A 25,181-nucleotide genomic window follows, 5' to 3' on the forward strand; every position below is an offset into this window, starting at 1 on the left:
GGCGGCGCGTGCCATCAGGTCGTGCGCCGCAGCGTGAACTGGACGACGTCGGTGCTGCCATGGTCGAAGGCCGCCTCGCAGTAGGCGAGATAGAAGTTCCAGATGCGCAGGAATCGATCGTCGAAGCCCTGTCGACGCACCTCGGCCTCGCGCGCCAGGAAGGCGTGCCGCCAGCGGCGCAGCGTCTCGGCGTAATCGCGGCCGAATGCGAAGCGCTGCTCCACCGCGAATCCGCGGCGCCGTGCCTCGGCCTCGAAGGCCGCGACGCTGGGCAGCAGGCCGCCGGGAAAGATGTACTGCTGGATGAAGTCGGTCGAGTGCAGGTAGCGCTCGAACAGGTCGTCGCGGATCGTGATGCTCTGGATGCAGGCCCGTCCACCCGGCACAAGGCTGCGGCTCAGCGTGTCGAACCAGCTGCCCCAGTATGCGTGCCCCACGGCTTCGAACATCTCGATCGAGACCACCGCATCGAACGGCTGCCGCGCCAACTCGGCGGGCAGGTCGCGGTAGTCCGCGAGTCGCAGGTCCACGCGGTCGCCCAGCCCGGCAGCGGCGATGCGCTCGCGTCCCCAGGCCAGCTGCTCGCGCGACAGGGTCACGCCGGCGACCCGGGCGCCGAACTCGGTCGCCGCCGTCTGGGCAAGGCTGCCCCAGCCGCAGCCGATCTCGAGCAGCCGCGAACCTTCGCGGACGCCGGCCTGATCGAGCGCGCGCCGCTGCTTGGCGCGCTGGGCTTCGGCCAGCGGCCGGGTGAGGTCGCCTTCGAACCAGGCGCTCGAGTAGCTCATGCTCTCGTCCAGCCACAGCGCATAGAACGGGTTGCCCAGGTCGTAGTGCGCATGGACGTTGCGGGCACTGCCGCGGCGCGAGTTGCGGTTGAGCGCGTGGCGCAGCCGGTGCAGCGCCGAACCCCACCACGAGCCGTACATCACCCGCTCGAGCACCTCGCGGTTGGCGAGCATCAGGCCGATCAGCGCCGGCAGGTCGGCGGTGTCCCATTCGCCTTCAAGGTAGCCTTCGGCGAAGCCGATGTCGCCGGCGCGCAGGGCGCGATCGAAGCAGCGCGCATCGCGCACGCGCAAGGCGGCGTGCGGCGCGCCGCGGCCGAAGCGCAGTTGCGAGCCGTCGGGCATCGAGAGCTCGAGCTGCCCCACGGCCAGTCGTTCGAGCAGGCGCATCACGGTTCGCGCCGCGCGCGGTGGCCGCCACGCAGCCGCGGGGGACGCCAGGTGCGCCTGGCCGGCAAGGGGTTGGTTCATCGCGTCACGAAGCGCTCGGGCGCCGCTGGTTGACGATGGAAGGGCACGCGCTTGGCCGCCAGGCGCAGCGCCTGCCAGTGGATGCGTGCGACGATGCCAAGCGACAGCAGCGGCATGCGCAGCAGCGCGCGGCGTGCGCTGAGGGCGGTCAGCGGCTCGAGCGCACCGTGCGCGCCGGTGAGCAGCAGCGGGCCTTGCGCATCGTGGTGGTCGATGCGCACCGAGGTGCGGCGCATCGCCTCGTCGCGTTCGAAGCGGAACCGGTAGTGGCCTTCGACGGCGCAGAACGGCGAGACGTGGAAGACCTTGGCCGCCTGCACCTCGCGGCCCCAGTCCAGCTGCGGTCCGCTCATCAGGTAGGCGTGGCGTTCGCCGAACGTGTTGTTGACCTCCGCCAGCGCCGCGGCGAGCGAGCCGTCGGCGCGGTGCGCATACCAGAAGCTCACCGGCTTGAAGGTGTGGCCGAGCACGCGCGGATAGGTGTGCAGCCACACCTCGCCGTCGGCTTCGTGGCGCAGGCCTTCGGCTTGGAGCAGTTCGTCGAACCACGCGAGTGCGTCGGCACGTCCGTCGCCGTGGTCGGCATCGTGGAACGAGAGCGCCGCGAAGCGGTTGCGCTGCAGTGCGGGTGCCGGGTGCTCGCGCAAGGCGCGCATCGGCAGCATCAGGAAATAGTGGCTGTAGCGAAAGGCGTGCTCGCGCGGACGCAGCCGGTGGTGCCACACCTCGCCGAAGCCGATCAGCGCAGAGGCATCCATCAGGCGGCCCCCTGCCATGGCCGCTCGCTGTGGGCCAGCAGGGCTTCGGCGGCGGCGAGGCCGGACGCCAATCCGTCCTCGTGGAAGCCGTAGCCGGTCCAGGCCCCGCAGAACCAGATGCGCTGCTGCCCCTGGACCTCGGGCAGGCGCCGCTGCGCCTCGATCGCCGCCTGGTCGAACACCGGGTGCGCGTAGACGAGGCGACGCAGCACGCTTTCGGGCCGCGGCTCGCGCAGCGGGTTGAGCGTGACGATCACCGGCGTGCGCCAGGGCAGCGGCTGCAGGCGCTGCAGCAGGTAGTGGAGGCACACGGCGCGCTCGCCGCGGTTCGTGTCAGAGGCCTCGTAGTTCCAGGCTGCCCAGGCGCCGTGGCGCCTGGGCAGCAGGCTCGCGTCGGTGTGCAGCAGGGCCCGATTGGACTGGTAGCGGATCGCGCCGAGGATGTGACGCTCGACCGGCGTCGCGCCGTCGCCGAGCAGCGCGAGCGCCTCGTCGCTGTGGCAGGCCATCACGACCTGGTCGAAGTGCTCGAAGGCGTCCAGCGTACGCACGCCGACGCCGGCATCGCGCCGCACGATCTCGAGCACCGGTGTCGACAGCCGTGCATCGGGCAGCTGCTCCACGATGCGCCGCACGTAGTGGCGCGAGCCGCCGCGCACCGTGTGCCACTGCGGCCGGTCGTCGATCTGCAGCAGGCCATGGTTGTGGCAGAAGCGCACCAGCGTCTCGATGGGAAAGCGCAGCATCTGCTCGGTCGGGCACGACCAGATGCACGCGATCATCGGCAGCAGGTACCACTGCCGGAACGGCCGGCCGAAGCCATGCCGGTCCAGGAAGTCGGCCACCGGCTCGCGCCGTTCGCCATCGCCGCCGCGCTGCGCCAGTTCGGTTGCCAGCCGATTGAAGCGGGCAATGTCCGCGAGCATTCGCCAGAACGAGGGGCGCAACAGGTTGCGGCGCTGCGCGAAGACCGCGCCCAGGCTGCTGCCCGCCCATTCGACGCCGGCCGACTGCACCGAGAACGACATGTCCGATGGCGCTGTGGCCACGCCGAGCTCGCCGAACAGGCTCACCAGCTTGGGATAGGTGCGGTGGTTGAAGACCAGGAAGCCGGTATCGACGCCATGCTCGATGCCGTCGATGGCGATGTCGACCGTGTTCGCGTGGCCGCCGAAATGGCTGCCTGCTTCGAACAAGGTGATGCGCCGCCCGGCCGCGTGCAGCCGCCGCGCGGCAGCGAGGCCCGAGATGCCGGAGCCGATGACGGCGATGCGTTCCACGTTGCTTGAACTCATTGGTATGTGACGAATACTAATCGGTTCACGAAATGACCGTCAAGTTCAAATAACGTACTCATCGGTTCAATCGGCATAGAATGCGGGCATGGCCACCACCCTCTCTTACCGCGATCAAGTGCTGCGCCTGCGCGAGGACGCGATCGTCAGCGCGGTCAACCGCCTGCTGGCCACCAAGGGCTACGACCTGATGACGGTCGACGAGGTCGCGGCCGAAGCGGGGCTGGCCAAGGCCAGCCTGTACAAGCACTTCACCTCCAAGGAGGAGCTGGCCGCCGCGGCGATGGTGCGCGTGCTCGAGCGGGCGATCGAGCAGGTGGATGCCCTCGATGCGCAGCCGCAACTGGCGGTGACGCAGCGGCTCGAAGCCATCGTGCGCTGGACGCTGGAGGTGCAGCTCGCCGGCGAGATGCCGAGCCTGCCGTCGCAGAACTCGCGGCTGACCGAGGCGCTGCGCGGCCACGCGGCCTACATGGACCGGCTGCTCGTGCTCAGCGACAAGCTGGGCGACTGGATCTTGCGTGCACAGGCCGCCGGGGGGCTGAATCCCTCGCTACCTGCCGAGCTGGTGCTGTTCACCTTGTTCGCGCGCGCCTGCGATCCGGTGCTGGGGCTGCTCAAGGCGGGCGGGCAGTACAGCGACGAGCAGATCATCGACTGGCTCGTGACGAGCACCTTCGATGGACTCGGCGCCGGCGAGCGGCGCATCGCCAACGTGCCGCAGCCGGCGAGCCGGCCGGCCAGGTCGGCCCGTGCGCGTTGAGTCGCCCTCGGGCTTCACCGGCTGTGCAGTCGGGCGCCGTTGCGTGAACATCGCGCGATGCTGCAAGGTGCCCAAGTCATCGTCCTCGCAACGCCCGTCTTCCTCGGCCTGATCGCGCTCGAGTGCCTCGTCGGCTGGCGGCGCGGACGCAATACCTATCGGGTCAACGATGCGCTGAACAGCATCGGCCTGGGCATCCTGAGCCAGCTGACCGGCGTGTTCGGGCAGCTGGTGATGCTCGGCATCTACACGCTGGCATGGCAGCACCTGGCGCTGTTCGAGCTCTCTGCCTCGGCGTGGTGGGTGTGGCTCGCGGGCCTGGTGCTCTACGACTTCCTCTACTACTGGAACCACCGCCTCGGCCACACGGTGGCGGTGCTGTGGGCCGCGCACGTGGTGCACCACCAGAGCGAGGACTACAACCTCAGCACCGCGCTGCGCCAGCCCAGCAGCTACTTCCTGCTGAGCTGGATCTTCTACCTGCCGATGGCGGTGCTGGGCTTTCCGCCGCTGGTCTATGCGGTGGTCGGCCTGGTCGATCTGCTCTACCAGTACTGGGTGCACACGCAGCAGATCGGCCGGCTCGGCTGGTTCGACCGCTGGTTCTGCGCGCCCAGCAACCACCGCGTGCACCACGCGGTGAACGACCGCTACCTGGACCGCAACTACGGCGGCATCCTGCTCGTCTGGGACCGGCTGTTCGGCAGCTGGGAGCCCGAGCACGACGACGAGCCCTGCGTCTACGGCACGCGCAGTCCACTGCGCAGCTGGAACCCGCTGTGGGCCAACCTCGAGGTCTACGCGGCGCTGGCGCACGACAGCTGGCATGCGCGCTCGTGGGCCGACAAGCTGCGCGTGTGGCTCAAGCCGCCCGGCTGGCGACCGGCGGACGTGGTCGAGCGCTTTCCCAAGCCGCCGTTCGACATCGAGCGCGTGCGCCACGGTCGCTACGACCCGCCGCTCACGCCGGCGCGGCAGTGGGCCGCGATCGCGCTGTTCGTGCTGCTGCTGTCCGGCGCGCTGGGCTTCCTGTGGGTTGCTCACACGCTCGCGTGGACGGCGCAGCTGGCTTGCGTGGCGGCCTTGGCCGCGGGTCTGTGGATCGTGGGCCGGCTGTGCACACCACGCGGGCCGAGCGAGACGCGCCCCTTGCCGCTTGCGGCCCTCTCCCCGAGCAAGAGGGACTGAGCCGGGACTAGGCGCCGAACAGATCCCCGCCGCTCGCCTTGGGCGGCACCACGCCCAGGTGCCGATAGGCCGCCATCGTCGCGATGCGGCCGCGCGGCGTGCGCTGCAGGTAGCCCTGCTGGATGAGGTAGGGCTCGATCACGTCCTCGATGGTGCCCGGCTCCTCGCCGATCGCCGCGGCCACGTTGTCCAGGCCGACCGGGCCGCCGTCGAAGCGGTGGATCACCGCCTCGAGCAGCTTGCGGTCCATCACGTCGAAGCCCTGTGGATCGACGTCGAGCATCGCCAGCGCCTTGTCGGCGATCGCGCGGCCGATGTGGCCCTCGGCCTTCACGTCGGCGTAGTCGCGCACGCGGCGCAGCAGCCGGTTGGCGATGCGCGGCGTGCCGCGCGAGCGGCGCGCGATCTCGATCGCGCCCTCGGGGTCGATCGGCGCGTGCAGCAGCCCGGCCGAGCGCGTGACGATGCGAGCGAGCTCCTCGGTCGAGTAGAACTCCAGCCGCGCGACGATGCCGAAGCGGTCGCGCAGCGGGTTGGTCAGCATGCCGGCGCGCGTGGTCGCGCCGACCAGCGTGAAGGGCTGCAGCTCGAGCTTGATCGAGCGCGCCGCGGGCCCCTCGCCGATCATGATGTCGATCTGGTAGTCCTCCAGCGCGGGATAGAGGATCTCCTCGACGACCGGCGAGAGCCGGTGGATCTCGTCGATGAAGAGCACGTCGTTGCGCTCGAGGTTGGTGAGGATGGCCGCCAGGTCCTTGGGCTTCTCGAGCACCGGCCCCGAGGTCTGGCGCAGGTTCACGCCCAGCTCGGCGGCGATGATGTGGCTGAGCGTCGTCTTGCCCAGCCCCGGCGGGCCGAACAGCAGCACGTGGTCCAGCGCCTCGGCGCGCTTCTTTGCCGCGCCGATGAAGATCTCGAGCTGCTCGCGCGCCTTGGCCTGGCCGACGTACTCGTGCAGGTCCTTGGGCCGCAGCGCGCGCTCGACGGCCTCTTCGTTGGGCGAGCTGCTGGCAGCGCTGACCACGCGCGGCAGCGGCGTCCCTGCGGAAAAGTCGTCGGTCTGGATGCTCATGCCGCGATTGTGCGCGAGTGCCCGCGCAGGCAAGAATCGCCGCACACCAACGACCGGAGAGGGCGTCCATGTTCAAGAGCCTGCGGGTTCCCGAGCGGCTGTTCGCGATCGTCATGTGGCTGGTGAGCTTCGTGTTCGCCGGCTTCCTGATCGGCCTGGGCGCGAAGATCGTCGCCGATCTGCCCAAGGTCGAGGACCGCGTGTCGATCGACCGCTTCGCCGAGCCGATCGCACTGGCCAATGCGCGTGCCGAGGCCGAGAAGCAGGACAAGCGCCAAAGCGAGCTGCATGCGCGCCGCCAGCAGGCCCAGCTGGCGCAGAACGCGGCCGGCAACGCCTACAGCGCCGCGCGCGCGGCCTACCAGAACTGGCTCGCGACGCGCACCGCGACCACCGATCCCGCGCAGGACCCCGAGGTCATCAAGCGCACGCGTGAGCTCGACGGCCTCAAGGCGCGCGAGCGCGAGGCGCAGGCGGCGGTCGAGCAGATCGATCAGGCGCTGCTCGACGCGTCGCAGGCCGGCATGCGCGCGCGCCAGGCCGAGGCCGACCTGCTCGCCGCCGCGCAGCCGGCTTACGAGAAAGCCTTGTTCCGCCAGGAGCTGCGCGTGTTCGGCGCGCGACTCGCGCTGACGCTGCCGCTGCTGGCGATCGCGGCCTGGCTGGTCGCGCGCAAGCGCAAGAGCGACTACTGGCCGCTGGCGCGCGGCTTCGTGCTGTTCGCGGCCTTCACCTTCTTCTTCGAGCTCGTGCCCTACCTGCCGAGCTACGGCGGCTACGTGCGCTACGCGGTCGGCATCCTGCTCACCGCGGTGGCCGGTCACTACGTGATCCAGGCGATGCGCCGCTACCTCGCCAAGCGCCAGGAAGCGGCGCAGCAGACCGAGGCCCAGCGGCGCGCATCGCTGGGCTACGAGCAGGCGCTCAAGCAGATGTCGATCAACGTCTGCCCGGGTTGCGAGCGTGCGATCGCCAGCCCGGGCGATGCCGCGAGCAACTTCTGCGTGCACTGCGGCCTGAAGCTGTTCGACCGCTGCGGCCAGTGCGCGACGCGCAAGAACGCCTTCTTCCACTACTGCCCGAGCTGCGGCAGCGCGGCAGCGCAGGCCGAGCCTGCATGAACCCGCGTGCCTGGGGCCTGCGCCCTAGGTGTCCGGGCGCACGCCGCTTGCGCGCTCCAGAGGGTGCGCCGGCGTGTCCGGCGTGATGCCGCCGGCCGGCGGATCGTCGTCGTAGCTGTCGTAGCGCGCGATGTCGACGATGCCGTCCAGCGCGGCGAAGGCGACGCGGTTGCGGCCGTGCCGCTTGGCGTGATAGAGCGCGCGGTCGGCGCGCTGGCACAGCGTGTCGGGCGTCAGGTCCTCGGGCGTCGAGACCGCGACGCCGATGCTCACCGTGGTGGTCATTCGATCACGCGTGGCCAGCGGCACCACCAGCTCGGCGATGATCTGGCGCAGCCGCTCGGCGTTGTGGATCGCCTCCTCGCGCGGACAGTGCGGCAGCAGCACGACGAACTCCTCGCCGCCGTAGCGCGCGACCACGTCGCCGAGCCGAAAGCTCACCCGCGCGCGTGCCGCCACCGCCTTGAGCACCTCGTCGCCGGCGGCATGGCCGTAGGTGTCGTTGATGCGCTTGAAGTGATCGAGGTCGAGCATCATCAGCGACAGCGAGTGCAGGTGGCGCCGGGCCTGCGCCAGCTCGCGCGTGGCGGCTTCGAAGAAGGCGCGCCGGTTCGGCAGGCCGGTCAGGAAGTCGGTGTTGGACTGCTCGCGCAACTGCGCGATCAGGCCGTCGCGCTCCAGGGCGAGTACGTGGCGCTCGAGGCTGCGCTGCTTGAGCGCCTGCGTCGCGCGCAGGATGTCGGCGATCTCGTCGTCGGCCACCGGTTCGGGAACCTCGCGCTCGAGGTCGCCGTCGGCCAGCGCGGCGATCAGCGCGCTCGACTCGGCCAGCGGCTGCACGATGCGCTGTCGGATCACGATCAGCAGCGTCGCCAGCGCGGCGAGCACCGTCAGCAGCAAGGCGATGACGGCGGCCAGCGCGATGCCGGCGGCGTCGCGGTCGGCATTGGCGCGGCGCATCGCGTCGTCGAGCAGCGCGTCGCGCAGCTCGACGATCGGGTTCATGTCCGGCACATAGCGGGCGGCGAACTCGGCGGTGTCCAGGCCGTAGCGGCCGTCGTCGGCGCCGGCGCGCATCACCTCTTCCAGCAGGCGCTGCGCGCGGCCGAAGTAGCGCTCCTCCAGCCGCGCGGCCGCCGCGGCCGCTGGTTCCGGCAGCGGCTCGGCCGCCAGCCGCGTGCGCAGCAGCGCGTGGAGCTGGTCGATGCGCCCGCGCGTGTGGTCGATGCGTGCCTGTTCGGCGCGCGTGAACGGCTGCTCGGCAGTCAGCGCGGCGGTGAAGTGCGAGCCGAGCTGGCCGGCGTACTCCCGCAGGTCGGCGGCCAGGCGCGCGCCGATGATCGCGTCCGACAGCTCGGGATGAACGGCCTGCGCGCCGCCGGCGTACCAGTTGGTGGTGGGGCCGAGCATGGGGATCACCGCGAACATGCGCTCCACCGCGGCCTGGATGTCGGCCGGCGCGCGGTGCGCGCGCGCCTGCACGGCCAGGCCGTCGATCGTGCGACGTGCCTCGCGCAAGGCCCGGCGCGCCGCGGCGATGCGCTCGGCCTCGCGGGCATGGGCGCCGTCGGCGCCGTCCTCGCCGAGACGGCGCTCGAGGTCGTCGAAGGCGCGGTCGGTGCGCTCGCGCGCCTCGGCCAGCCGCCGCTGCTTGGCCCGGTCGGCCGGCTCGCCGTCGCCGAGCACGCCGTTGGCCGGTCCGCGCTCGCGCGAGGCCATCTCGGCCGCCGTCAGCGCGCTGCGCAGGCCCTCGAGCTGTTCCACCCCTGCCTGTGCGGCGCGATGGGCCTTCCACTCGGCCACCCCGATGTAGGCCAGCGTGGCCGCGACCGGCAGCAGCAGCAGGCCGGTCAGCAGGCGAAAAAGCCGCGTCAGGCGCATGGACGTCCTGCCGGCAGGCGCTGGCGGGCATCGCGCTTGCCCGCATCCAGCACGGGGACACGGTGCCGCCCGCCCGTGAGGGGGCGGCATGGGGTTTCGCTTGTGATGCAGGAGGTCCGCAATGAAACGACTCAACCGAATACGAACCGGCGCCGCGTGCGCCACGATGGCTGCGTTCCTGGCTGGCCTGGGTGGCTGTGCCAGCATGTCCGAACGCGACAAGGCTACGGCCATCGGTGCCGGCGTGGGTGCCGTGGGCGGTGCCGTGCTGACGGACGGTAGCGCACTGGGCACGGTCGGCGGGGCTGCGGTCGGCGGCGTGATCGGCAATCGCGTCGGCAAGAAGAGATGAGGCGCCTCACGCTCGGCCTGTCGCTGCTGGCCTGTGCCGCCGCGATGGCCCAGGCGCCGGCGAAGCCCGGTGCCTCGTCACCCCCTGGCGAGGCCCGTTCGCGATACGAGCAGGAGCGAGCCGCCTGCCTCAGCGGGCGCAGCAGCCAGGACCGCGAGGCCTGCCTGCGCGAGGCGGGCGCCGCGCGCGCCGAGGCGGCACGCCTCGCGGCCGGCGAGGATCCAGCGGTGTACGCGCGCAACGCGCGGCTGCGCTGCGAGCGCCTGCCGCCCGAGGACCGCGAGGCCTGCCTGGCGCGCATGGACGGCCGTGGCACGACGAGCGGCAGCGTCGCCGGTGGCGGCATCCTGCGCGAGCTGGTGACGGTCGAGATCGGTCCGCGCCCACCGGCGCAGCCGGCCAGCGAAGCGGCGTCGGCCCCGGCGCGCTAGCTGCCGACGGGTGCGCGCGGGAACAGCACCATCTGCGTGCAGCGAAACAGCGCGATCGTCTTGCCGCTCTCGCGGTGCGTGACCACCGAGTCCCACACCTGGGTCTGCCGACCCAGGTGCACGGGCGTGGCGATGCACTCGATGGTGCCCTCGCGCGCGGTGCCGAGGTGGTTGCTCTTGAGCTCGATGGTCGTGAAGCCGCTCGCGCCCTCGGGCAGGTTGGCGACGCAGCCGTAGCCGGCGCAGGTGTCGGCCAGCGTCACGACGCTGCCGGCATGCAGGAAGCCGTTGGGCGCCATCAGCTCCTGGCGCACCAGCAGTTCGGCATGCACCGCGTCGCGGTCGACGCGGCGCACGACGATGCCCAGGTGGCCCGGCAGGTGACCGGCGCCGCGGCGGTTGAAGTCGTCTGCATTCACTTCAGTTGCTCCACTGCGCGTCGCGCAAGCTGAAACCAGCGGACGCGGTGGATCCGGCTTCGCTGGTCCACTCGCGTCGCCCCCTTGAGGGGGAGGCGCCGAAGGCGCTTCGGGGGTGGTTCACCTAATCCACGAAGAAGTCGGGGATGAAGTCCTTGTTGCCCGGCGTGACGCTGTACTTCTCCAGGTCGGTGACGCCGTGCTGCGCGAGCAGCGCGTCGTCGATGAAGAAGTTGCCGGTCGTCGTCTTGGCGTCGCTGGTGAGGATCAGATAGGCCGCATCCGCCAGGATCTCCGGCGTGCGGCACTTGGCCACGTCGACGCCCGGAATCATCTGCAACGCCGCCGTCGCGATGGCCGTGCGCGGCCACAGGCTGTTCACGCCGATGCCATAGGCCTTGAACTCGGCCGCATGGCCCAGCGTGCACTCGCTCATGCCGTACTTGGCCATCGTGTAGGCCACGTGGTGCTGGAACCAGTGCGGCTTCATCGACAGCGGCGGGCTCATGTTGAGCACGTGCGGGTTGCGCCCCCGCTCGGCGGCCCGGATCAGGTGCGGCAGGCAGGCCTGGGTGCACAGGTAGGTGCCGCGCACGTTGACGCCGAACATCAGGTCGAAGCGCTTCATCGGCGTCGCGTGCGTCGGCGTCAGGCTGATCGCGCTGGCGTTGTTGACCAGGATGTCGATGCCGCCGAAGCGCTCGACCGCCTGCGCCACCGCGGCCAGCACGCTGGCCTCGTCGCGGATGTCGCCGGCGATCGGCAGCGCCTGGCCGCCGGCCGCCGCGATCTCCTCGGCCGCGCTGTAGATCGTGCCCGGCAGCTTGGGATTCGCTTCGGTGGTCTTGGCGATCAGCGCGACGTTGGCGCCGTCGGCTGCCGCGCGCTTGGCGATGGCCAGGCCGATGCCGCGGCTCGCGCCGGTGATGAAGAGGGTCTTGCCCTTGAGCGTGTTCATGCGCGGGTCTCCTGTTGGATCTTGTTAAAGCAGCCGCGTTGCGATGTGGCGCGCGACGGCCTCGCCGCAGACGCGGTAGACCGGCTCGCCGGGGTGGAATCCGTCGGCCGCCATCGACTCGGGCCCGAGGCGCAGGCCGTCGATCGGCACGAGGCTGGCGTCGTCGCGCCGCCGCGCCCAGGCGGCCAGCGCGGCGTTGAGCCGCTGCGCGTCGCGGCCGACCACCGCGCGCAGCGGATGCGGCAGCAGCGGGAACTCGTGCATCGGCGGCAGCGGCGTGAACGCCGTGTGGCGCACGCCGTGACGATCGCGCAGCCGCGCGGCCAGCGCCTCGCGCGCGATCAGCACGCGGTGCGGCGGCAGCTGGTCGATCACGTCGTTGACGCCCAGGACCACGACCGCGATCTCGGCGCGCCAGCCGTCGAGCGGGTCGAGCAGCGCCAGCGCGGCCTCGGAGTTGACCCCGCTCTTCGCCGCCAGCCGCCAGTGGATCGCGCGGTCGCTTTGCGCGCGCAGCGCGCGCAGCAAGAAGCCGGTGAAGGCGCGGTCCTGCGTCGCCACGCCGACGCCGGCGGCGGACGAATCGCCGACGATCAGCAGCGACAGGGGCACGCCCGTGCCGGCAATGCGGCCCTCGCGCTCGCCGTCGGCCTCCGGCAGCACCGGTGCCCTGCGCCGCGCCAGCCGCGCCTGGGCCAGCAGCAGCGGGCCGAGGGCGATCTTGGCGAGGGTGGTCATGGCCTCAGGGTCATTGCGCAAACCTTCCCGGCCGCGTCAGAACTTCGAGTAGTCCGGCTTGCGCTTCTCGAAGAAGGCCTGGAAGGCTTCGCGCGCCTCGGGGCTGCGCAGCTGGCGTGCGAACACCTCGCCCTCGGCGGCGATCTGCTCCTTGATCAACGCGGCGCTCGCGCGTGTCATCAGCTTCTTGGTCTCGCGCACGGCGGTCGGCGGCAGGCCGTTGAAGCGCTCGGCGACGCGGCGCGCATGCGCGACCACCTCGCTGGTGGGCAACACGGCATTGGCGATGCCCAGTTCCACCGCCTCGGCGCCGGTCATCGGGTCGCCGAGCAGGATCTTCTCGGCCGCGCGCGCGCGGCCCATCAGCTGCGGCACCAGCAGGCTGGAGCTGAACTCGGCCACCAGGCCCAGGCTGGTGAAGGGCATCGCCAGGCGCGCCTCGTCGGCCACGTAGACCAGGTCGCAGTGCAGCAGCATGGTGGTGCCGATGCCGATCGCCGCGCCCGTCACCGCGGCGATCACCGGCTTGTCGCAGCCCAGCAGCGCCTCCATGAACTTGAACACCGGCGAGTCGGCGCCCTGCGGCGGGCGCTGCATGAAGTCCTCGAGGTCGTTGCCCGAGGTGAAGATGCCGGGCTGGCCGGTGATCAGGATGGCGCGCACGCTCGAGTCGAGCTGCGCGTCGAGGATGGCGTCGGCCATCTGCTGGTACATCGCCATCGTGATCGCGTTCTTCTTCTCGGGGCGCGCGATCTCGATGGTGGCCACGCCGGAAAGCGTCGCGGTCTTGATGCTCATGGGTGTGTCTCCTGGGCGTGAAAGAGGGTCAGGCGCTGCGCGCGAGCCATTGGCCGACCTGCGGCCACAGCGTCGCCTCGAAGCGCTTGCGGAAAAAGCCGAAGTGTCCGATCTGCCGCGCGCCGATGTCGGCCGGCGCGATGCGCTTCATGGTCTTCTCGCTGCCGCTGTAGAAGCCGTGGATCGAGGCCGTGTTCGCGGCGGACATGTATTCGTCGTCGGTGAACGAGAGGCTCAGCAGCGGCGCGCGGATCGCCGCATAGCGCTCGCGCCATCGTGCGCCGCCTTCGCTCATCAGGTAGTCGCGGTGGAGACACCAGCGCCGCCACTGCCGCATCACGCCATAGGGCAGGTCGCCGATCTTCTTGAGCCGCCGGCCGGGGAAGTAGCCCGCCAGCGGCATCACGATCGGGCAGATCACGAACCACAGCCACCAGACGTAGACGCGCAGCTTCCAGGCGTTTTGCAGCCAGTAGCCGCTGCCGCAGCCGACGGTCACGATGCTGGCCACGCGCTCGTGGCCCGGCACCAGGCCGACGATCTGGCCGCCGAGGCTGTGGCCGATCCAGTGCAGGGGTGCGCCGTCGGCCGCCTGCGATTCGAGGAAGCGCAGCGCCGCGGCAGTGTCGCGCTCGGCCCAGGTGCTGACGTCGGCTTCGAAGCCGCGCAGCGTCCTGTGCGATGGCGGACGAGAGGCGCCGATGCCGCGGTAGTCGAAGCACAGCACCAGATGACCTTGCCGCGCCAGCCACTGCGCGAAGTCGGCATAGAAGCGCTGCGGCACGCCCATCGCGGGCGCGAGCAGCACGGCGGTCTGCGCCTGCGCGGCATCGCCGTGCAACGTGCCGTGGAGTTCGAAGCCGTCGTCGGCGAGGAAGCGAACGGGTTGCGTCATCGATGGGACTCCCGATGCAGCGAGGGCCGCCGTTGCGTTGTGCGCAGCGGCGGCCCTCTCGTGTCCTGGCAGGTCGTGCCTCAGACGCGTTCGAAGATGCCCGCGGCACCCTGGCCGGTGCCGACGCACATCGTCACCATGCCGTACTTCAGGTTGCGACGGCGCAGCGCGTGCACCACGGTCGCCGCGCGGATCGCGCCGGTGGCGCCCAGCGGGTGACCGAGCGCGATCGCGCCGCCCATCGGGTTGACCTTGGCGGGGTCGAGACCCACGCTGTTGATCACCGCGAGCGACTGCGCCGCGAAGGCTTCGTTGAGCTCGATCCAGTCGATCTGGTCCTGCGTGAGGCCCGCGTACTTGAGCGCGGCCGGGATCGCCTCGATCGGACCGATGCCCATGATCTCCGGCGGCACGCCGCGCGCCGCAAAGCTGACGAAGCGCGCCAGCGGCTTGAGGTCGTACTGCTTGATGGCGCGCTCGGAGGCCAGGATCAGCGCGCCGGCGCCGTCGCTGGTCTGCGAGCTGTTGCCGGCGGTGACGCTGCCCTTGGCGGCGAACACCGGCTTGAGCTTGGCCAAGCCCTCGAGCGAGGTGTCGGGACGCGGGCCTTCGTCGATGTCGACGGTGCGGCGCTTGACGATCTGCTCGCCGGTGGCGAGGTCGGGCATGCGCGCGAGCACCTCGATCGGCGTGATCTCGTCCTTGAACTCGCCGGCCGCGATGGCCTTCAGCGCGCGCTGGTGCGACTCGAGCGAGAAGGCGTCCTGCGCCTCGCGCGAGACCTTCCACTGCGCCGCGACCTTCTCGGCCGTGATGCCCATGCCGTAGGCGATGCCGATGTCTTCGTCGCGCTCGAAGATGGCCGGGTTGAACGAGGGCTTGTTGCCGCCCATCGGCACCAGGCTCATCGACTCGGCGCCGCCGGCGATCATCACGTCGGCCTCGCCGACGCGGATGCGGTCGGCCGCCATCTGGATGGCCGTGAGGCCCGAGGCGCAGAAGCGGTTTACCGTGACGCCGCCGACCGGCTTGGTGAAGCCGGCCAGCTGCACCGCGATGCGCGCCATGTTCATGCCCTGCTCGCCCTCGGGGAAGGAGCAGCCGATGATCGCGTCCTCGACCGCGCCGCGGTCCAGCGTGGGCACCTGCGTCAGCGCGCTCTTGATCGCGGCGACCAGCAGGTCGTCGGGGCGCGTGTTCTTGAAGTAGCCGCGGCCGGACTTGCCGATCGGGGTGCGGGTGGCAGCGACGATGTAGGCGTCTTGCACTTGCTTAGCCATGAGAAGGCTCCTTGGTGTTCACTCCCTCTCCAATTGCCGGAGAGAGCGCAGGGTGTTTTGCTCCCTCTCCCGCTTGCGGGAGAGGGCTGGGGTGAGGGTGACGAGTGGCCTCGGCAATGATCTGCAGCACGCCCTCGATGTTGTTCAGAACGTCGTTGTTCCAGAAGCGGATCACGCGCAAGCCTTCGTCGGCGATAGCCTGTGAACGTTGGTCATCGCGGAGAACCGCTGCAGGCTCGGCGTGGTGACCGCCGTCGAGTTCGACCGCGATGCCGGCCTCCATGCACGCGAAGTCGACGACGAAACCTGCAACCGGGTGCTGGCGGCGGAACTTGAGGCCGTCGAGCTGGCGCGAACGCAGGCGGTTCCAGAGCATTGCTTCCGCATCGGTCGAGCGCTGGCGCAGGCCGCGCGCAGCCCTCACCCCCGCCCTCTCCCGCGAGCGGGAGAGGGAGTCAGGCGGTGCGGGTGCGTGAGACATGCGCGGCCCGCGTGGCTCAGTTGCGAACCGGCTTGCCGGTCTGCAGCATGCCCATGATCCGTTCCTGGCTCTTCGGGTGCTCGAGCAGGCCGCAGAAGTGCTTGCGCTCGAGGGCCATCAGGTACTCCTCGGTCACGAGCGAACCCGCGTCGACATCGCCGCCGCAGACCACGTCGGCGATCAGGGCCGAGATGTGGAAGTCGTGCGCGCTGATGAAGCCGCCGTCGCGCATGTTGGCGAGCTGTGCCTTGATGGTGGCGATGCCGTTGCGGCCCGCGACCGGGAAAGGCTTGCGCACCGGCGCGCGGTAGCCGCTCGCGTACAGCGCCTTGGCCTGCGAAAGCGCCACGTACAGCAGCTCGTCCTTGTGCGCAACGATCACGTCGCTGTCGAGCAGGTAGCCGAGCTTGCGGCTTTCGATCGCGCTGGTGCCCACCTTGGCCATCGCGGCGCTGGTGAAGCCGTCGGTCACGAACTTCAGGATGTCGGCGTTCGCGTTGCCGGCCGTGGCCATCTCGGCCGCGCGGCGCGCGATGTAGGCCAGGCCGCCGCCGCCGGGGATCAGGCCGACGCCGACCTCGACCAGGCCCATGTAGCTTTCCATCGCCGCGACGCGCTTGGCGCAATGGACCGCCAGTTCGCAGCCGCCGCCCAGTGCGATGCCGCGGATCGCGCTGACCACCGGCACCTGCGCATAGCGGATGCGCAGCATCGCGTCCTGCAGCTTCTTCTCCTCCGGCGCGATGCCCTTGGCGCCCAGCTTCATGAACACCGGCATCAGCGACTCGAGGTTGGCGCCGGCCGAGAACACGTCGTCGGGCGACCAGATCACCAGGCCCTGGTAGCCGCCCTCGGCAATCTCCACGGCCTTGAGCAGCCCTTCGGTCACGGCCGGGCTGATCAGGTGCAGCTTGGCGGTGATCGAGGCGATGACCACCTCGCCGTCGAGCGTCCAGACGCGCACTTCCTCGTTCTTGAAGAGTTCGGTGCCGCTCTTGAGCGCATCGGTCGCGCCCGAACCCAGCACGGTCTCGGGGAACAGTTGGCGCGCGTAGACAGGCAGCTTGCTCGCGGGCACATAGGCCTTCTTCGCGGGCGACCACGAGCCTTCGGGCGTGTGCACACCGGTGCGGCCGTCGAAGACCCATGCGGGAAGCGGCGCCTTGCTCAGCGCCTTGCCGGCGTCGATGTCTTCCTTGACCCAGGCGGCAACCTGCTGCCAGCCGGCGTCTTGCCACAGCTCGAACGGGCCTTGCTTCATGCCGAAGCCCCAGCGCATCGCGAAGTCGACGTCGCGCGCGGTGTCGGCGATCGCTTCCAGGTGCACGGCGGCGTAGTGGAAGCTGTTGCGCATGATCGCCCACAGGAACTGCGCCTGCGGGTTGCTCGATTCGCGCAGCAGCTTCAGGCGCTCGGCGGCGGGCTTCTTCAGGATGCGCTCGACGATGGCGTCGGCCTTGCCGCCGGCCGGCACGTAGTCCTGCTTGGCAGGATCGAGGCGCAGGATGTCCTTGCCGACCTTCTTGTAGAAGCCCGCGCCGGTCTTCTGGCCCAGCGCGCCGGCCTTGATCAGGCCCTCGAGCACCGCGGGCGTCGCATAGCTCGGGAAGAACGGATCGTCGGCGAGGTTGTCCTGCAGCGTCTTGATGACGTGGGCCATCGTGTCGAGGCCGACCACGTCCGCGGTGCGGAAGGTGCCCGAGCTGGCGCGGCCGAGCTTCTTGCCGGTCAGGTCGTCGACCACGTCATACGACAGGCCGTAGTTCTCGGCCTCCTTGATCGTGCCCAGCATCCCGGCGATGCCGACGCGGTTGGCAATGAAGTTCGGCGTGTCGTTCGCGCGCACGACGCTCTTGCCGAGGAAGGTGGTGACGAAGCCTTCCAGCTGGTCGAGCACCTCGGCTTGCGTGGTCGGCGTCGCGATCAGCTCGACCAGCGCCATGTAGCGCGGCGGGTTGAAGAAGTGGATGCCGCAAAAGCGCGGCTTGATCGATTCGGGCAGCACAGCGCTCAGCTTGGTGATCGACAGGCCGGAGGTGTTCGACGCCACGATCGCGTGCGCGGCGATGTGCGGCGCGATCTTGGTGTAGAGGTCGAGCTTCCAGTCCATGCGCTCGGCGATCGCCTCGATCACCAGGTCGCATTCGCCGAGCAGCGCGAGATGCTCCTCGTAGTTGGCCGGTGTGATCAGGCCAGCGTCCTCGGCCACGCCCAGCGGCGCGGGCTTGAGCTTCTTGAGGTTCTCGATCGCCTTGAGCGCGATGGCGCTCTTGGGGCCCTCTTTGGCGGGCAGGTCGAACAGCACGACCGGCACCTTGGTGTTGACCAGGTGGGCCGCGATCTGCGCGCCCATCACGCCGGCGCCGAGCACGGCGACCTTGCGGACGTTGAATCGACTCATCGTCTTCTCTCCAGTGAATTCGTGTTCGTCGGGCCGCGTCACTCGACGCGCACCCAGGTCTGCGTGCGGCCCAGCAGCGGCGCGCCGATGTAGCCGCGCACCTCGAGCTTCTTGCCGCCGTCGATGGGCTTGAGCCGGACCTTGTAGACCTTGCCGTTGTTCGGGTCGAGGATGTCGCCGCCGTCCCACAGCGCCGCGTCGTCGGCGTTCTTCTTCACGTTGCGGATGATCAACAGGCCGGCCACCGGCTGGTCCTTGCGCTCGTCGCTGCACTTGTCGCACTTGGCGTCGGGCAGGGCCTTCGGGTCGAGCAGCTTCTCGATGCGGCCGTTCAAGGCGCCGCCGGACTCGGCAATGCGCACCAGCGACTTCTCCTGCTTGGTCTCGTCGTCGATCGTCTTCCACAGGCCGGCGGGGGTGGTCTGGGCCTGGGCCGCGAACGCGGCGGTGGCGAGCAGCAGGGTGGTCGCGAAGTGCTTCATCGCTTGTCTCCGTTGTCGTGGTGGCTCAAAGGCTCAGAACAGCGCTTCTTCCATTTCCATCAGCGGCGCCAGACCGGCGCGCGCGCTGCGGATCAGGCCCGCGGTCTCGGGCAGCAGCTTGGCGAAGTAGAAGCGCGCGGTCGCGAGCTTGGCCTTGTAGAACGCATCGCCCGAGCCCTGCTTCTCGAGCGCGACCTTGGCCATGCGGGCCCAGAAGTAGGCGAACACGAGATGGCCGCACACGCGCAGGTAGTCGACCGCCGCGGCGCCCACCTCGTCGGCGTTGCCGAAGGCCTTCATGCCCAGCTCAGTGGTCAGCTTGGTGACCTTGTCGCCGAGGTCGGCGAGCGGGTTCACGAACTCCTGCATCGCCTCGTTGACGCCTTCTTCCTCGACGAAGGCAGCGACCAGCTTGCCGAACTTCTTGAGCTTGGCGCCGTTGTCGGCCAGCACCTTGCGGCCCAGCAGGTCCAGCGACTGCACGGTGTTCGTGCCCTCGTAGATCATGTTGATGCGGGCATCGCGCACGTACTGCTCCATGCCCCACTCGCGGATGTAGCCGTGGCCGCCGAACACCTGCATGCAGTGCGAGGTCGCGATCCAGGCGTTGTCGGTGATGAAGGCCTTGATGATCGGCGTGAGCAGGGCGACGAGGTCGGCCGCGTCCTTGCGCTCGTCCGCGTCGTCGCTGGAGAGCTCCTTGTCGATCTGCAGCGCGGTCCAGATCGCGAACGCGCGGCCGCCCTCGGCATAGGCGCGCGCGGTCAGCAGCATCTTGCGCACGTCGGGGTGCACGATGATCTTGTCGGCCGGCAGCTCCGGGTTCTTGGGGCCTGAGAGCGCGCGCATCTGCATGCGGTCCTTCGCGTAGGCGACCGCGTTCTGGTAAGCCACCTCGGTCAGGCCCAGCGACTGGTTGCCCACGCCCAGGCGCGCGGCGTTCATCATCACGAACATCGCCTGCAGGCCCTTGTTGGGCTCGCCGACCAGGGTGCCGACGGCGCCTTCGAGGCTGAGCTGGCAGGTCGCGTTGCCGTGGATGCCCATCTTGTGCTCGAGGCCGGTGCAGAAGATCGGGTTGCGATCGCCCAGCGAGCCGTCGGCGTTGACATTGAACTTGGGCACGACGAACAGCGAGATGCCCTTGGAGCCGGCCGGCGCGTCAGGCAGGCGCGCGAGCACCAGGTGAACGATGTTCTCGGCCATGTCGTGCTCGCCGGCCGAGATGAAGATCTTCTGGCCGGTGATCTTGTACGTGCCGTCGGCCTGCGGTTCGGCCTTGGTGCGCAGCAGGCCCAGGTCGGTGCCGCAGTGCGGCTCGGTCAGGCACATCGTGCCGGTCCATTCGCCGCTGGTGAGCTTGGGCAGGTAGGTCTTCTTCTGCGCGTCGGTGCCGTGCGCGTGCAGCGCTTCATAGGCGCCGTGCGACAGGCCCGGATACATCGTCCAGGCCTGGTTGGCTGAGTTCAGCATCTCGTAGAAGCACTGGTTCAGCACGATTGGCAGGCCCTGGCCGCCGAAGGCCGGGTCGCACGACAGCGCGGGCCAGCCGCCTTCCACGTACTGCTGGTAGGCCTGCTTGAAGCCCTTGGGCGGCGTGACCTCGTGGGTGTTCTTGTCGAGTGTGCAGCCCTCTTCGTCGCCGCTGCGGTTGAGCGGGAACACCACGCCGGCGGCGAACTTGCCGCCTTCTTCGAGCACGGCGTTGATGGTGTCGGCGTCGACCTCGGCGTGCGGCGGCAGCAGCTTGAGCTCGTCGGTGACGTTGAGCAGCTCGTGCAGCACGAACTGCATGTCACGCAACGGGGGGGTGTAGGTCGCCATCTCGAGAAACTCCGAAGGACAGGTGAAACGAACGAAGGGAACGGATCGCGTCAGCGCGCGCGAGCGCGCGCTGCGGTCTTGGCGGGCGCCGGCCTGGTCGTGCCGGGGACAGCGAGGTAGTCGGACACGATGCGCTCGAAGCCGCGGTGGGCGCGCTCGAGCGCGCCGGCATTGCGCATGAAGCGCGCGTCGTGGTGCAGCGCGAGGATCAGTCCGTGGATCTCGAACAGCATCTGCATCGGGTCGGCGTCGGCCTTCAGGTGGCCTTCGTCGATCGCCATGCGGATCGCCTTCTCGAGCGCCTGGTGCCAGGCCCGCACCATGCCGACCAGCGCGTCGCGCACCGGGCCGGGCCGGTCGTCGAACTCGACCGCGCCGCTGATGTAGATGCAGCCCGAGTCGACCTCGACCGACACGCGCTTGACCCAGCGCTCGAACATCGCGCGCAGCCGCGGCAGCCCGCGCGGCTCGCGGATCGCCGGCATGAAGATCTCTTCCTCGAACTTGTTGTGGTACTCGCGCACCACCGAGATCTGCAGCTCCTCGCGCGAGCCGAAGTGGGCGAACACGCCCGACTTGCTCATCTGCATGACCTCGGCCAGCGCGCCGATCGACAGGCCTTCGAGCCCGATCTGCGACGCCAGCCCAAGGGCCGCCTCCAGAATGGCGGCGCGCGTCTGCTGGCCTTTTTGCAGCGTGCCACGGCTGCCCGTACTGCTGCGGCGGGGCGCGGCGAGGGATGCGGAGGTGGACATGGCGGTCTGCAAAAAGAAACGAACGATCGTTCTATTTTGCAGCTTTCCGTGACCCCGGTGTGATGCGGGCTTCACGATTTGTAGAGCCTGTCGCCTAGCTGCACCTAGGGTTTACGCGGGTGCCTGGGGGTCGCGGGCCGGCGAACCGCGCCGCGCCGTGATGGCGACTTCGTGCGCTTTGCTCGGCTTCCTGGGGCGTCGCTTGAGTGCCGCGAGCGGTTCGCCGTATGCTCGACACGAGGAGTCACGCATGTTGGACGTGCTACAGCTCGACGTGTCCGGTCGCCCGCAAGCCTGGATCTCGGCTCGCGAGGCGGCGGTGATCTATGCCTGCGATGGCGTCGCGTGGACGCTCGGCCCGGCGCGCGCGGTGCTGCGCGGCGGCATCCAGCGCGTGACCGGGCGCCAGTCGCGCATCGAGGTGCACTCCATCATCGCGGTGCGCGGCGCGATCCCCAGCCGCGCCTGGCGGACCACGCCGGCGATGTCGAACCCCAAGCTGTTCGCCCGCGATCGCTACGTCTGCGCCTACTGCGGCCACCGGCTCCATCCCGAGCAGCTCACGCGCGAGCACATCGTGCCGGTCTCGCGCGGTGGCAAGGACACGTGGATGAATTGCATCACCTCGTGCCGCGCCTGCAACGGCCGCAAGGGCAATCGCCTGCCCGAGGAGGCGCGCATGAGCCTTCTCTACCTGCCCTACGTGCCCAGCCTGCACGAAGACATGATTCTTCGCGGGCGGCGCATCCTGGCCGACCAGATGGAGTTCCTGCTCGCGAGCGTGCCGCGCACGAGCCGGCTCCACGGCTGAGCTCGGTCGCCGGGCCGGAACCCGGCGCTCGCGCCGCAGGTCACACTCGCAGCTTTGGTCAACGTCGCGTGCATCGCGCTCGTTGCTTCGGCTGAACTTTCAAGGAATTCCCAATGAAGACCCAATGGACCGCCGGCCCCGCGCTGGCCATCGCGCTCGCCATGGCGGCGTGCTCGACGACCAGCCCTGACGTGATCAAGCGCGAGGACGCGCAGCGCCTGTCGACGGTGCAAGACGCCACGGTGGTCAGCATCCGGCCGGTCACGGTCGAAGGCTCGCAGTCGGGCATCGGCGGCGCGGCCGGGGCGGTGGCCGGCGGCGTCGCGGGCAGCACGGTCGGCGGGCGCAACGAGGCCATCGTGGTCGGCGTGCTCGGTGCCGTGGCCGGCGCGGTGATCGGCAACCAGGTCGAGCGTCACTCGACGCGCGAGCAGGCCTACGAGATCATCGTCCAGCTGCGCAACGGCGAGCGCCGCGCGATCGTGCAGGCCCAAGGCAGCGAGGCCTTCCAGCCCGGCGACCCGGTGATCCTGGTCTCCAGCGGCGGCACGACGCGCGTGGCTAGGGCGCCGGCGCGCTGAGCAACACGCTCGGCTGATCGGACGCGCCGGGCTGGTCGGCGCATTCGAAGAACACGCGCACACGGCAGCGCGCGCAGATCGCCGCATCGAGCCGCGGCACGATGGTCGCGATCGCGCTGCGCTTGTCGGCGTGAACGTGTCCGGGGCCCAGCGCCTCGAGGAATCCGGTGCGCCGCCATAGGTCGACCACCGGCGGGCGCGGGCGATGGAAGTGCAGGTCGCCGCCCATCGCGCGTCGGCGCTGCAGCTCCTCGTCCCACATCTGCGCCGCGGCGAGGTCGATGAAGTTCATGCTCTTGCTCATCACGAGCAGGTGCTTGGGCGCGTCGGGCGCGGCGCGCAGCGCGGCAAGATGGTCCGAGACGTGGGCCACAGCGCCGAAGTAGACCGCGCCTTCCATGCGCAGCAGCTTGAGCTGCGGGCATTCGGGCAGCGCGCCGTCCGCAGGGCTGCGGCCGTCGACCACGACGAAGGGCCGGTTGGGGTCGGACGAATCGAAGCCCATCGTGCGCATCGCCGGCTTCGACGTGCGCAGAAGATAAGTGCCCAGCGACAGGATGCTGCCCAGCAGGATTGCGATCTCGATGCGCAGCGTGATCGTGGCCAGCGCGGTGGCCGCGGCGATCGCCAGGTCCGAGCGCTCGAGCCTCGCGAGCCTGCGCCACTGCGGCAGCTCGAGCAGGTTGAAGGCCACCAGCAGCAGCAGCGCGGCGATCGACGCCAGCGGAATCAGCGCCAGCAGCGGCGCGCTCGCCAGCGCCAGCGCCAGCAGCAGCACGGCCGCGAACACCGAGGCCAGCGGCGTGCGCGCACCGGCTTCATAGTTCGGCAGCGAGCGGTTCATCGAGCCGCAGGCGATATACGACGAGGTCAGGCCGCCGACGAGGTTGGCCAGGCCCTGGCCGAGGAACTCGCGGTTCGCGTCGATGCGCTGGCCCGATCGCGCGCCGATCACCTTGGCGATCGAGATCGACTGCGCCAGCGCGACCAGCGCCAGCGGCAGCGCCAGGCCCATCAGCTCGAACCAGCGCGAGGCATCGACCGCCGGCCAGTGCAGCATCGGCAGCGGCGCCGGCACCTGGCCGACCTGCGCAACGCGCCACGCCTCGCCGGGCGGCAGCGCGCTCGCCAGCAGCGTGCCGGCGGCCAGCGCGATCAGCATCGCCGGCCAGCGCGGCTGCAGCCGGCGCACGGCGACGGCCGCCGCCAGCGTCACGCCACCGACCAGCAGCGGGCCCGGCTTCGCAAGCTCGAGCTGCTGAGCGAGCGCGGCGAGGAAGGCGGCGCTGCCGTGCGCGTCCACCGTGACGCCGAGCAGGTCGGGCAGCGCATGCAGCGCAATCAGCAGCGCGGCGCCGGTGGTGAAGCCCAGCAGCGCGGCGGGCGAGATGAAGTTGGCGATGCCGCCCAGCCGCAGCGCGCCGACGGCCGTCTGCAGCACGCCCACCAGCAAGGTGACCGCGAACGCGAGTTCGATGTAGCTCGCGCTGCCGGCCACCGCGAGCGGCGCGAGCATGGCCGCCAACGCCAGCGAGGTCGCGTTGCTCGGGCCCGTGGCCACGTGCCGGCTCGAGCCGAACAGCGCCGCGATGACGGCCGGCAGCACCGCGGTGGTCAGGCCGATCTGCGGCGGCAGGCCGGCGAGCGACGCGAACGCAATGCCTTGCGGCAGCACCAGCAGCGCGCCGAGCAGGCCGGCCATCAGGTCGGCGCGCAGGGTCTCGCGCGAGAGCTCGCCCACCCAGCCGCCGAACAGGCGAGCGGCACGGCGGCTCATTGGGAATCCTCCGTGCTGCGCACTCCGGAATTCGCCTTGGGAGCGGCCCGGCGGCTCATGCGCCGCAGGTGCCGCCCGGTCGCCCTTGCGGTGTGCCACCGGCCAGTGGAGCCGCGGGCGAACGGGGGTGCCTGTTGACGGTCATGGGTATGCGGTGGACAGGTTCACGGGACGCGAGGCACGGCATGGGTCATGACGATGCTGATGCCGAGTCCTGCCGGGCGCGCGACTGACGCAAATCAATCCGGACCGCGTGCGGCAGCGATTCAATGCCAGACAGCAATTCCCCCGGGGGTGCGTCGATGGGTTGGCCTCGCTCGATTGTCACTGCGCGGGCGCGAAGGCGGCAAAGCCATGGCGCGGCATCAGGCGCCCCGCGATCGCGCGCGAGAGGCGGCGGGCCGTGCGCGCGCAAAGGCCTTGCGATCCTGGGCGCTGCGGTCGAGGCGGCGCGCGATGCTGCCGCAGACGAGGTCGCACAACGCGTAGACCGAGTCATCGGCCATGCGGTAGTAGACGGCGTTGCCGCGACTCTCGCGCTCGACCAGGCCGTGCTGCATCAACAGGGACAGGTGGCGAGAGATGTTGGCCGAGGTGTAGCCGCAGGCCTGGGCCAGCTCGCCGACGTTGCGCTCGCCGCCGCGAAGCAGGTTGAGGATCTGCAGGCGCGTCGGCTCCGACAGCGCCTGGAAATACGACGCCACCTGGGACAACGCCTCGGGGGGCAAGCCTTCCATGCCGGGACACGAGGTGGATGTGGAGTGCGAATGATGCCTCATTGGCCGCTTCCGGAAGATGTTCGTTAACGTAGCCACTTGACTATTTAGCTGAATAGCTAAATACTACACAACAAGAAGCCGA

25 protein-coding genes are annotated in these 25,181 nt (G+C 70.0%); 7 read left to right on the plus strand and 18 right to left on the minus strand.

Annotated elements, in window-relative coordinates; translation table 11 throughout:
• Nucleotides 1–14: 14 nt before the first annotated feature.
• The 3 genes from ACO2TI_RS03970 to ACO2TI_RS03980 are packed head-to-tail and all read right to left on the minus strand — an operon-like array spanning nucleotide 15 to nucleotide 3,297.
• Entirely contained in the window at nucleotides 15–1,259 is a 1,245-nt protein-coding gene (locus ACO2TI_RS03970) for a class I SAM-dependent methyltransferase (RefSeq protein ID WP_423282159.1), read from the minus strand.
• Nucleotides 1,256–2,017 (minus strand): DUF1365 domain-containing protein, encoded by a 762-nt coding sequence (locus ACO2TI_RS03975; protein WP_423282160.1) that lies wholly within the window; start codon nucleotides 2,015–2,017, stop codon nucleotides 1,256–1,258. Before ACO2TI_RS03975 ends, ACO2TI_RS03970 begins: the two co-directional genes overlap by 4 nt.
• A complete protein-coding gene (locus ACO2TI_RS03980) occupies nucleotides 2,017–3,297 on the minus strand; it encodes an NAD(P)/FAD-dependent oxidoreductase (protein WP_423282161.1) in 1,281 nt (426 codons plus the stop codon). The genes ACO2TI_RS03975 and ACO2TI_RS03980 overlap by 1 nt, the downstream gene beginning before the upstream one ends.
• A gap of 103 nt (nucleotides 3,298–3,400) precedes the next feature.
• On the opposite strand from ACO2TI_RS03980, the gene ACO2TI_RS03985 reads away from it, so the two are divergent.
• Together ACO2TI_RS03985 and ACO2TI_RS03990 are read left to right on the plus strand one after the other, a co-directional pair.
• Nucleotides 3,401–4,075 (plus strand): TetR/AcrR family transcriptional regulator, encoded by a 675-nt coding sequence (locus ACO2TI_RS03985; protein WP_423282162.1) that lies wholly within the window; start codon nucleotides 3,401–3,403, stop codon nucleotides 4,073–4,075.
• 57 nt (nucleotides 4,076–4,132) lie between these two features.
• Entirely contained in the window at nucleotides 4,133–5,263 is a 1,131-nt protein-coding gene (locus tag ACO2TI_RS03990; protein ID WP_423282163.1) for a sterol desaturase family protein, read from the plus strand.
• A 7-nt stretch (nucleotides 5,264–5,270) separates the two neighbouring features.
• On the opposite strand, the gene ruvB is transcribed toward ACO2TI_RS03990, so the two are convergent.
• Nucleotides 5,271–6,335: a Holliday junction branch migration DNA helicase RuvB gene (gene ruvB, locus ACO2TI_RS03995; protein WP_423282164.1), complete on the minus strand. Its 1,065-nt coding sequence runs from the start codon at nucleotides 6,333–6,335 to the stop codon at nucleotides 5,271–5,273.
• A gap of 68 nt (nucleotides 6,336–6,403) precedes the next feature.
• Here ruvB and ACO2TI_RS04000 point away from each other — a divergent pair, with 68 nt between their 5' ends.
• Nucleotides 6,404–7,456 (plus strand): serine endopeptidase, encoded by a 1,053-nt coding sequence (locus ACO2TI_RS04000; protein ID WP_423282165.1) that lies wholly within the window; start codon nucleotides 6,404–6,406, stop codon nucleotides 7,454–7,456.
• 24 nt (nucleotides 7,457–7,480) lie between these two features.
• Here the strand turns inward: ACO2TI_RS04000 and ACO2TI_RS04005 are convergent, their stop codons facing one another.
• The gene (locus tag ACO2TI_RS04005) at nucleotides 7,481–9,337 is read right to left on the minus strand and encodes a diguanylate cyclase (protein WP_423282166.1); all 1,857 of its coding nucleotides are present in this window, start codon (nucleotides 9,335–9,337) and stop codon (nucleotides 7,481–7,483) included.
• A gap of 166 nt (nucleotides 9,338–9,503) precedes the next feature.
• On the opposite strand from ACO2TI_RS04005, the gene ACO2TI_RS04010 reads away from it, so the two are divergent.
• A complete protein-coding gene (locus tag ACO2TI_RS04010) occupies nucleotides 9,504–9,689 on the plus strand; it encodes a glycine zipper 2TM domain-containing protein (protein ID WP_423283300.1) in 186 nt (61 codons plus the stop codon).
• The gene (locus tag ACO2TI_RS04015; RefSeq protein WP_423282167.1) at nucleotides 9,686–10,120 is read left to right on the plus strand and encodes a hypothetical protein; all 435 of its coding nucleotides are present in this window, start codon (nucleotides 9,686–9,688) and stop codon (nucleotides 10,118–10,120) included. The genes ACO2TI_RS04010 and ACO2TI_RS04015 overlap by 4 nt, the downstream gene beginning before the upstream one ends.
• Here the strand turns inward: ACO2TI_RS04015 and ACO2TI_RS04020 are convergent.
• From ACO2TI_RS04020 to ACO2TI_RS04070, 11 genes are all read right to left on the minus strand, one after another.
• The gene (locus ACO2TI_RS04020; RefSeq protein WP_423282168.1) at nucleotides 10,117–10,539 is read right to left on the minus strand and encodes a PaaI family thioesterase; all 423 of its coding nucleotides are present in this window, start codon (nucleotides 10,537–10,539) and stop codon (nucleotides 10,117–10,119) included. The genes ACO2TI_RS04015 and ACO2TI_RS04020 overlap by 4 nt on opposite strands.
• Nucleotides 10,540–10,663: 124 nt before the next feature.
• Nucleotides 10,664–11,497: an SDR family oxidoreductase gene (locus tag ACO2TI_RS04025; RefSeq protein WP_423282169.1), complete on the minus strand. Its 834-nt coding sequence runs from the start codon at nucleotides 11,495–11,497 to the stop codon at nucleotides 10,664–10,666.
• 24 nt (nucleotides 11,498–11,521) lie between these two features.
• Complete coding sequence (locus ACO2TI_RS04030; RefSeq protein ID WP_423282170.1) at nucleotides 11,522–12,235, minus strand: SGNH/GDSL hydrolase family protein; 714 nt, start codon at nucleotides 12,233–12,235, stop codon at nucleotides 11,522–11,524.
• 36 nt (nucleotides 12,236–12,271) lie between these two features.
• The gene (locus tag ACO2TI_RS04035) at nucleotides 12,272–13,033 is read right to left on the minus strand and encodes an enoyl-CoA hydratase (RefSeq protein ID WP_423282171.1); all 762 of its coding nucleotides are present in this window, start codon (nucleotides 13,031–13,033) and stop codon (nucleotides 12,272–12,274) included.
• 28 nt (nucleotides 13,034–13,061) lie between these two features.
• Nucleotides 13,062–13,928: an alpha/beta fold hydrolase gene (locus tag ACO2TI_RS04040; protein ID WP_423282172.1), complete on the minus strand. Its 867-nt coding sequence runs from the start codon at nucleotides 13,926–13,928 to the stop codon at nucleotides 13,062–13,064.
• 80 nt (nucleotides 13,929–14,008) lie between these two features.
• Nucleotides 14,009–15,208 carry an acetyl-CoA C-acyltransferase gene (locus ACO2TI_RS04045; protein WP_423282173.1) on the minus strand — a complete coding sequence of 400 codons (1,200 nt, stop codon included), beginning with the start codon at nucleotides 15,206–15,208 and terminating at the stop codon, nucleotides 14,009–14,011.
• Nucleotides 15,201–15,632: an endonuclease domain-containing protein gene (locus ACO2TI_RS04050; protein WP_423282174.1), complete on the minus strand. Its 432-nt coding sequence runs from the start codon at nucleotides 15,630–15,632 to the stop codon at nucleotides 15,201–15,203. The genes ACO2TI_RS04045 and ACO2TI_RS04050 overlap by 8 nt, the downstream gene beginning before the upstream one ends.
• Before the next feature lie 73 nt (nucleotides 15,633–15,705).
• Entirely contained in the window at nucleotides 15,706–18,090 is a 2,385-nt protein-coding gene (locus tag ACO2TI_RS04055) for a 3-hydroxyacyl-CoA dehydrogenase/enoyl-CoA hydratase family protein (protein ID WP_423282175.1), read from the minus strand.
• Between the two features lie 38 nt (nucleotides 18,091–18,128).
• Nucleotides 18,129–18,572: a DUF2147 domain-containing protein gene (locus tag ACO2TI_RS04060; protein WP_423282176.1), complete on the minus strand. Its 444-nt coding sequence runs from the start codon at nucleotides 18,570–18,572 to the stop codon at nucleotides 18,129–18,131.
• A 33-nt stretch (nucleotides 18,573–18,605) separates the two neighbouring features.
• A complete protein-coding gene (locus ACO2TI_RS04065) occupies nucleotides 18,606–20,396 on the minus strand; it encodes an acyl-CoA dehydrogenase C-terminal domain-containing protein (protein WP_423282177.1) in 1,791 nt (596 codons plus the stop codon).
• A gap of 50 nt (nucleotides 20,397–20,446) precedes the next feature.
• The gene (locus ACO2TI_RS04070; RefSeq protein WP_423282178.1) at nucleotides 20,447–21,151 is read right to left on the minus strand and encodes a TetR/AcrR family transcriptional regulator; all 705 of its coding nucleotides are present in this window, start codon (nucleotides 21,149–21,151) and stop codon (nucleotides 20,447–20,449) included.
• A gap of 253 nt (nucleotides 21,152–21,404) precedes the next feature.
• Here ACO2TI_RS04070 and ACO2TI_RS04075 point away from each other — a divergent pair, with 253 nt between their 5' ends.
• Entirely contained in the window at nucleotides 21,405–21,962 is a 558-nt protein-coding gene (locus ACO2TI_RS04075) for an HNH endonuclease (protein ID WP_423283302.1), read from the plus strand.
• A 113-nt stretch (nucleotides 21,963–22,075) separates the two neighbouring features.
• Nucleotides 22,076–22,543: a glycine zipper 2TM domain-containing protein gene (locus ACO2TI_RS04080; protein ID WP_423282179.1), complete on the plus strand. Its 468-nt coding sequence runs from the start codon at nucleotides 22,076–22,078 to the stop codon at nucleotides 22,541–22,543.
• Here ACO2TI_RS04080 and ACO2TI_RS04085 read toward each other — a convergent pair.
• Nucleotides 22,524–24,320, minus strand: coding sequence for a SulP family inorganic anion transporter (locus ACO2TI_RS04085; RefSeq protein WP_423282180.1), 1,797 nt, complete (start codon nucleotides 24,318–24,320; stop codon nucleotides 22,524–22,526). The two genes, ACO2TI_RS04080 and ACO2TI_RS04085, sit on opposite strands and share 20 nt — an antisense overlap.
• Before the next feature lie 365 nt (nucleotides 24,321–24,685).
• A complete protein-coding gene (locus ACO2TI_RS04090) occupies nucleotides 24,686–25,057 on the minus strand; it encodes an ArsR/SmtB family transcription factor (RefSeq protein ID WP_423282181.1) in 372 nt (123 codons plus the stop codon).
• Nucleotides 25,058–25,181 lie beyond the last annotated feature (124 nt).

The sequence above is a fragment of the Caldimonas sp. KR1-144 genome, from assembly GCF_049446155.1.
Classification (GTDB): Bacteria; Pseudomonadota; Gammaproteobacteria; order Burkholderiales; family Burkholderiaceae_C; genus Rivibacter.

What these genes read in the sequence shown, in the direction of transcription:
- ACO2TI_RS03970 (WP_423282159.1), bottom strand. Translation starts at nt 1,259, where the DNA reads ATGAACCAACCCCTTGCCGGCCAGGCGCACCTGGCGTCCCCCGCGGCT.
- ACO2TI_RS03975 (WP_423282160.1), bottom strand. Translation starts at nt 2,017, where the DNA reads ATGGATGCCTCTGCGCTGATCGGCTTCGGCGAGGTGTGGCACCACCGG.
- ACO2TI_RS03985 (WP_423282162.1), top strand. Translation starts at nt 3,401, where the DNA reads ATGGCCACCACCCTCTCTTACCGCGATCAAGTGCTGCGCCTGCGCGAG.
- ACO2TI_RS03990 (WP_423282163.1), top strand. Translation starts at nt 4,133, where the DNA reads ATGCTGCAAGGTGCCCAAGTCATCGTCCTCGCAACGCCCGTCTTCCTC.
- ruvB (WP_423282164.1), bottom strand. Translation starts at nt 6,335, where the DNA reads ATGAGCATCCAGACCGACGACTTTTCCGCAGGGACGCCGCTGCCGCGC.
- ACO2TI_RS04000 (WP_423282165.1), top strand. Translation starts at nt 6,404, where the DNA reads ATGTTCAAGAGCCTGCGGGTTCCCGAGCGGCTGTTCGCGATCGTCATG.
- ACO2TI_RS04005 (WP_423282166.1), bottom strand. Translation starts at nt 9,337, where the DNA reads ATGCGCCTGACGCGGCTTTTTCGCCTGCTGACCGGCCTGCTGCTGCTG.
- ACO2TI_RS04010 (WP_423283300.1), top strand. Translation starts at nt 9,504, where the DNA reads ATGGCTGCGTTCCTGGCTGGCCTGGGTGGCTGTGCCAGCATGTCCGAA.
- ACO2TI_RS04015 (WP_423282167.1), top strand. Translation starts at nt 9,686, where the DNA reads ATGAGGCGCCTCACGCTCGGCCTGTCGCTGCTGGCCTGTGCCGCCGCG.
- ACO2TI_RS04025 (WP_423282169.1), bottom strand. Translation starts at nt 11,497, where the DNA reads ATGAACACGCTCAAGGGCAAGACCCTCTTCATCACCGGCGCGAGCCGC.
- ACO2TI_RS04030 (WP_423282170.1), bottom strand. Translation starts at nt 12,235, where the DNA reads ATGACCACCCTCGCCAAGATCGCCCTCGGCCCGCTGCTGCTGGCCCAG.
- ACO2TI_RS04035 (WP_423282171.1), bottom strand. Translation starts at nt 13,033, where the DNA reads ATGAGCATCAAGACCGCGACGCTTTCCGGCGTGGCCACCATCGAGATC.
- ACO2TI_RS04040 (WP_423282172.1), bottom strand. Translation starts at nt 13,928, where the DNA reads ATGACGCAACCCGTTCGCTTCCTCGCCGACGACGGCTTCGAACTCCAC.
- ACO2TI_RS04045 (WP_423282173.1), bottom strand. Translation starts at nt 15,208, where the DNA reads ATGGCTAAGCAAGTGCAAGACGCCTACATCGTCGCTGCCACCCGCACC.
- ACO2TI_RS04055 (WP_423282175.1), bottom strand. Translation starts at nt 18,090, where the DNA reads ATGAGTCGATTCAACGTCCGCAAGGTCGCCGTGCTCGGCGCCGGCGTG.
- ACO2TI_RS04060 (WP_423282176.1), bottom strand. Translation starts at nt 18,572, where the DNA reads ATGAAGCACTTCGCGACCACCCTGCTGCTCGCCACCGCCGCGTTCGCG.
- ACO2TI_RS04065 (WP_423282177.1), bottom strand. Translation starts at nt 20,396, where the DNA reads ATGGCGACCTACACCCCCCCGTTGCGTGACATGCAGTTCGTGCTGCAC.
- ACO2TI_RS04070 (WP_423282178.1), bottom strand. Translation starts at nt 21,151, where the DNA reads ATGTCCACCTCCGCATCCCTCGCCGCGCCCCGCCGCAGCAGTACGGGC.
- ACO2TI_RS04080 (WP_423282179.1), top strand. Translation starts at nt 22,076, where the DNA reads ATGAAGACCCAATGGACCGCCGGCCCCGCGCTGGCCATCGCGCTCGCC.
- ACO2TI_RS04085 (WP_423282180.1), bottom strand. Translation starts at nt 24,320, where the DNA reads ATGAGCCGCCGTGCCGCTCGCCTGTTCGGCGGCTGGGTGGGCGAGCTC.
- ACO2TI_RS04090 (WP_423282181.1), bottom strand. Translation starts at nt 25,057, where the DNA reads ATGGAAGGCTTGCCCCCCGAGGCGTTGTCCCAGGTGGCGTCGTATTTC.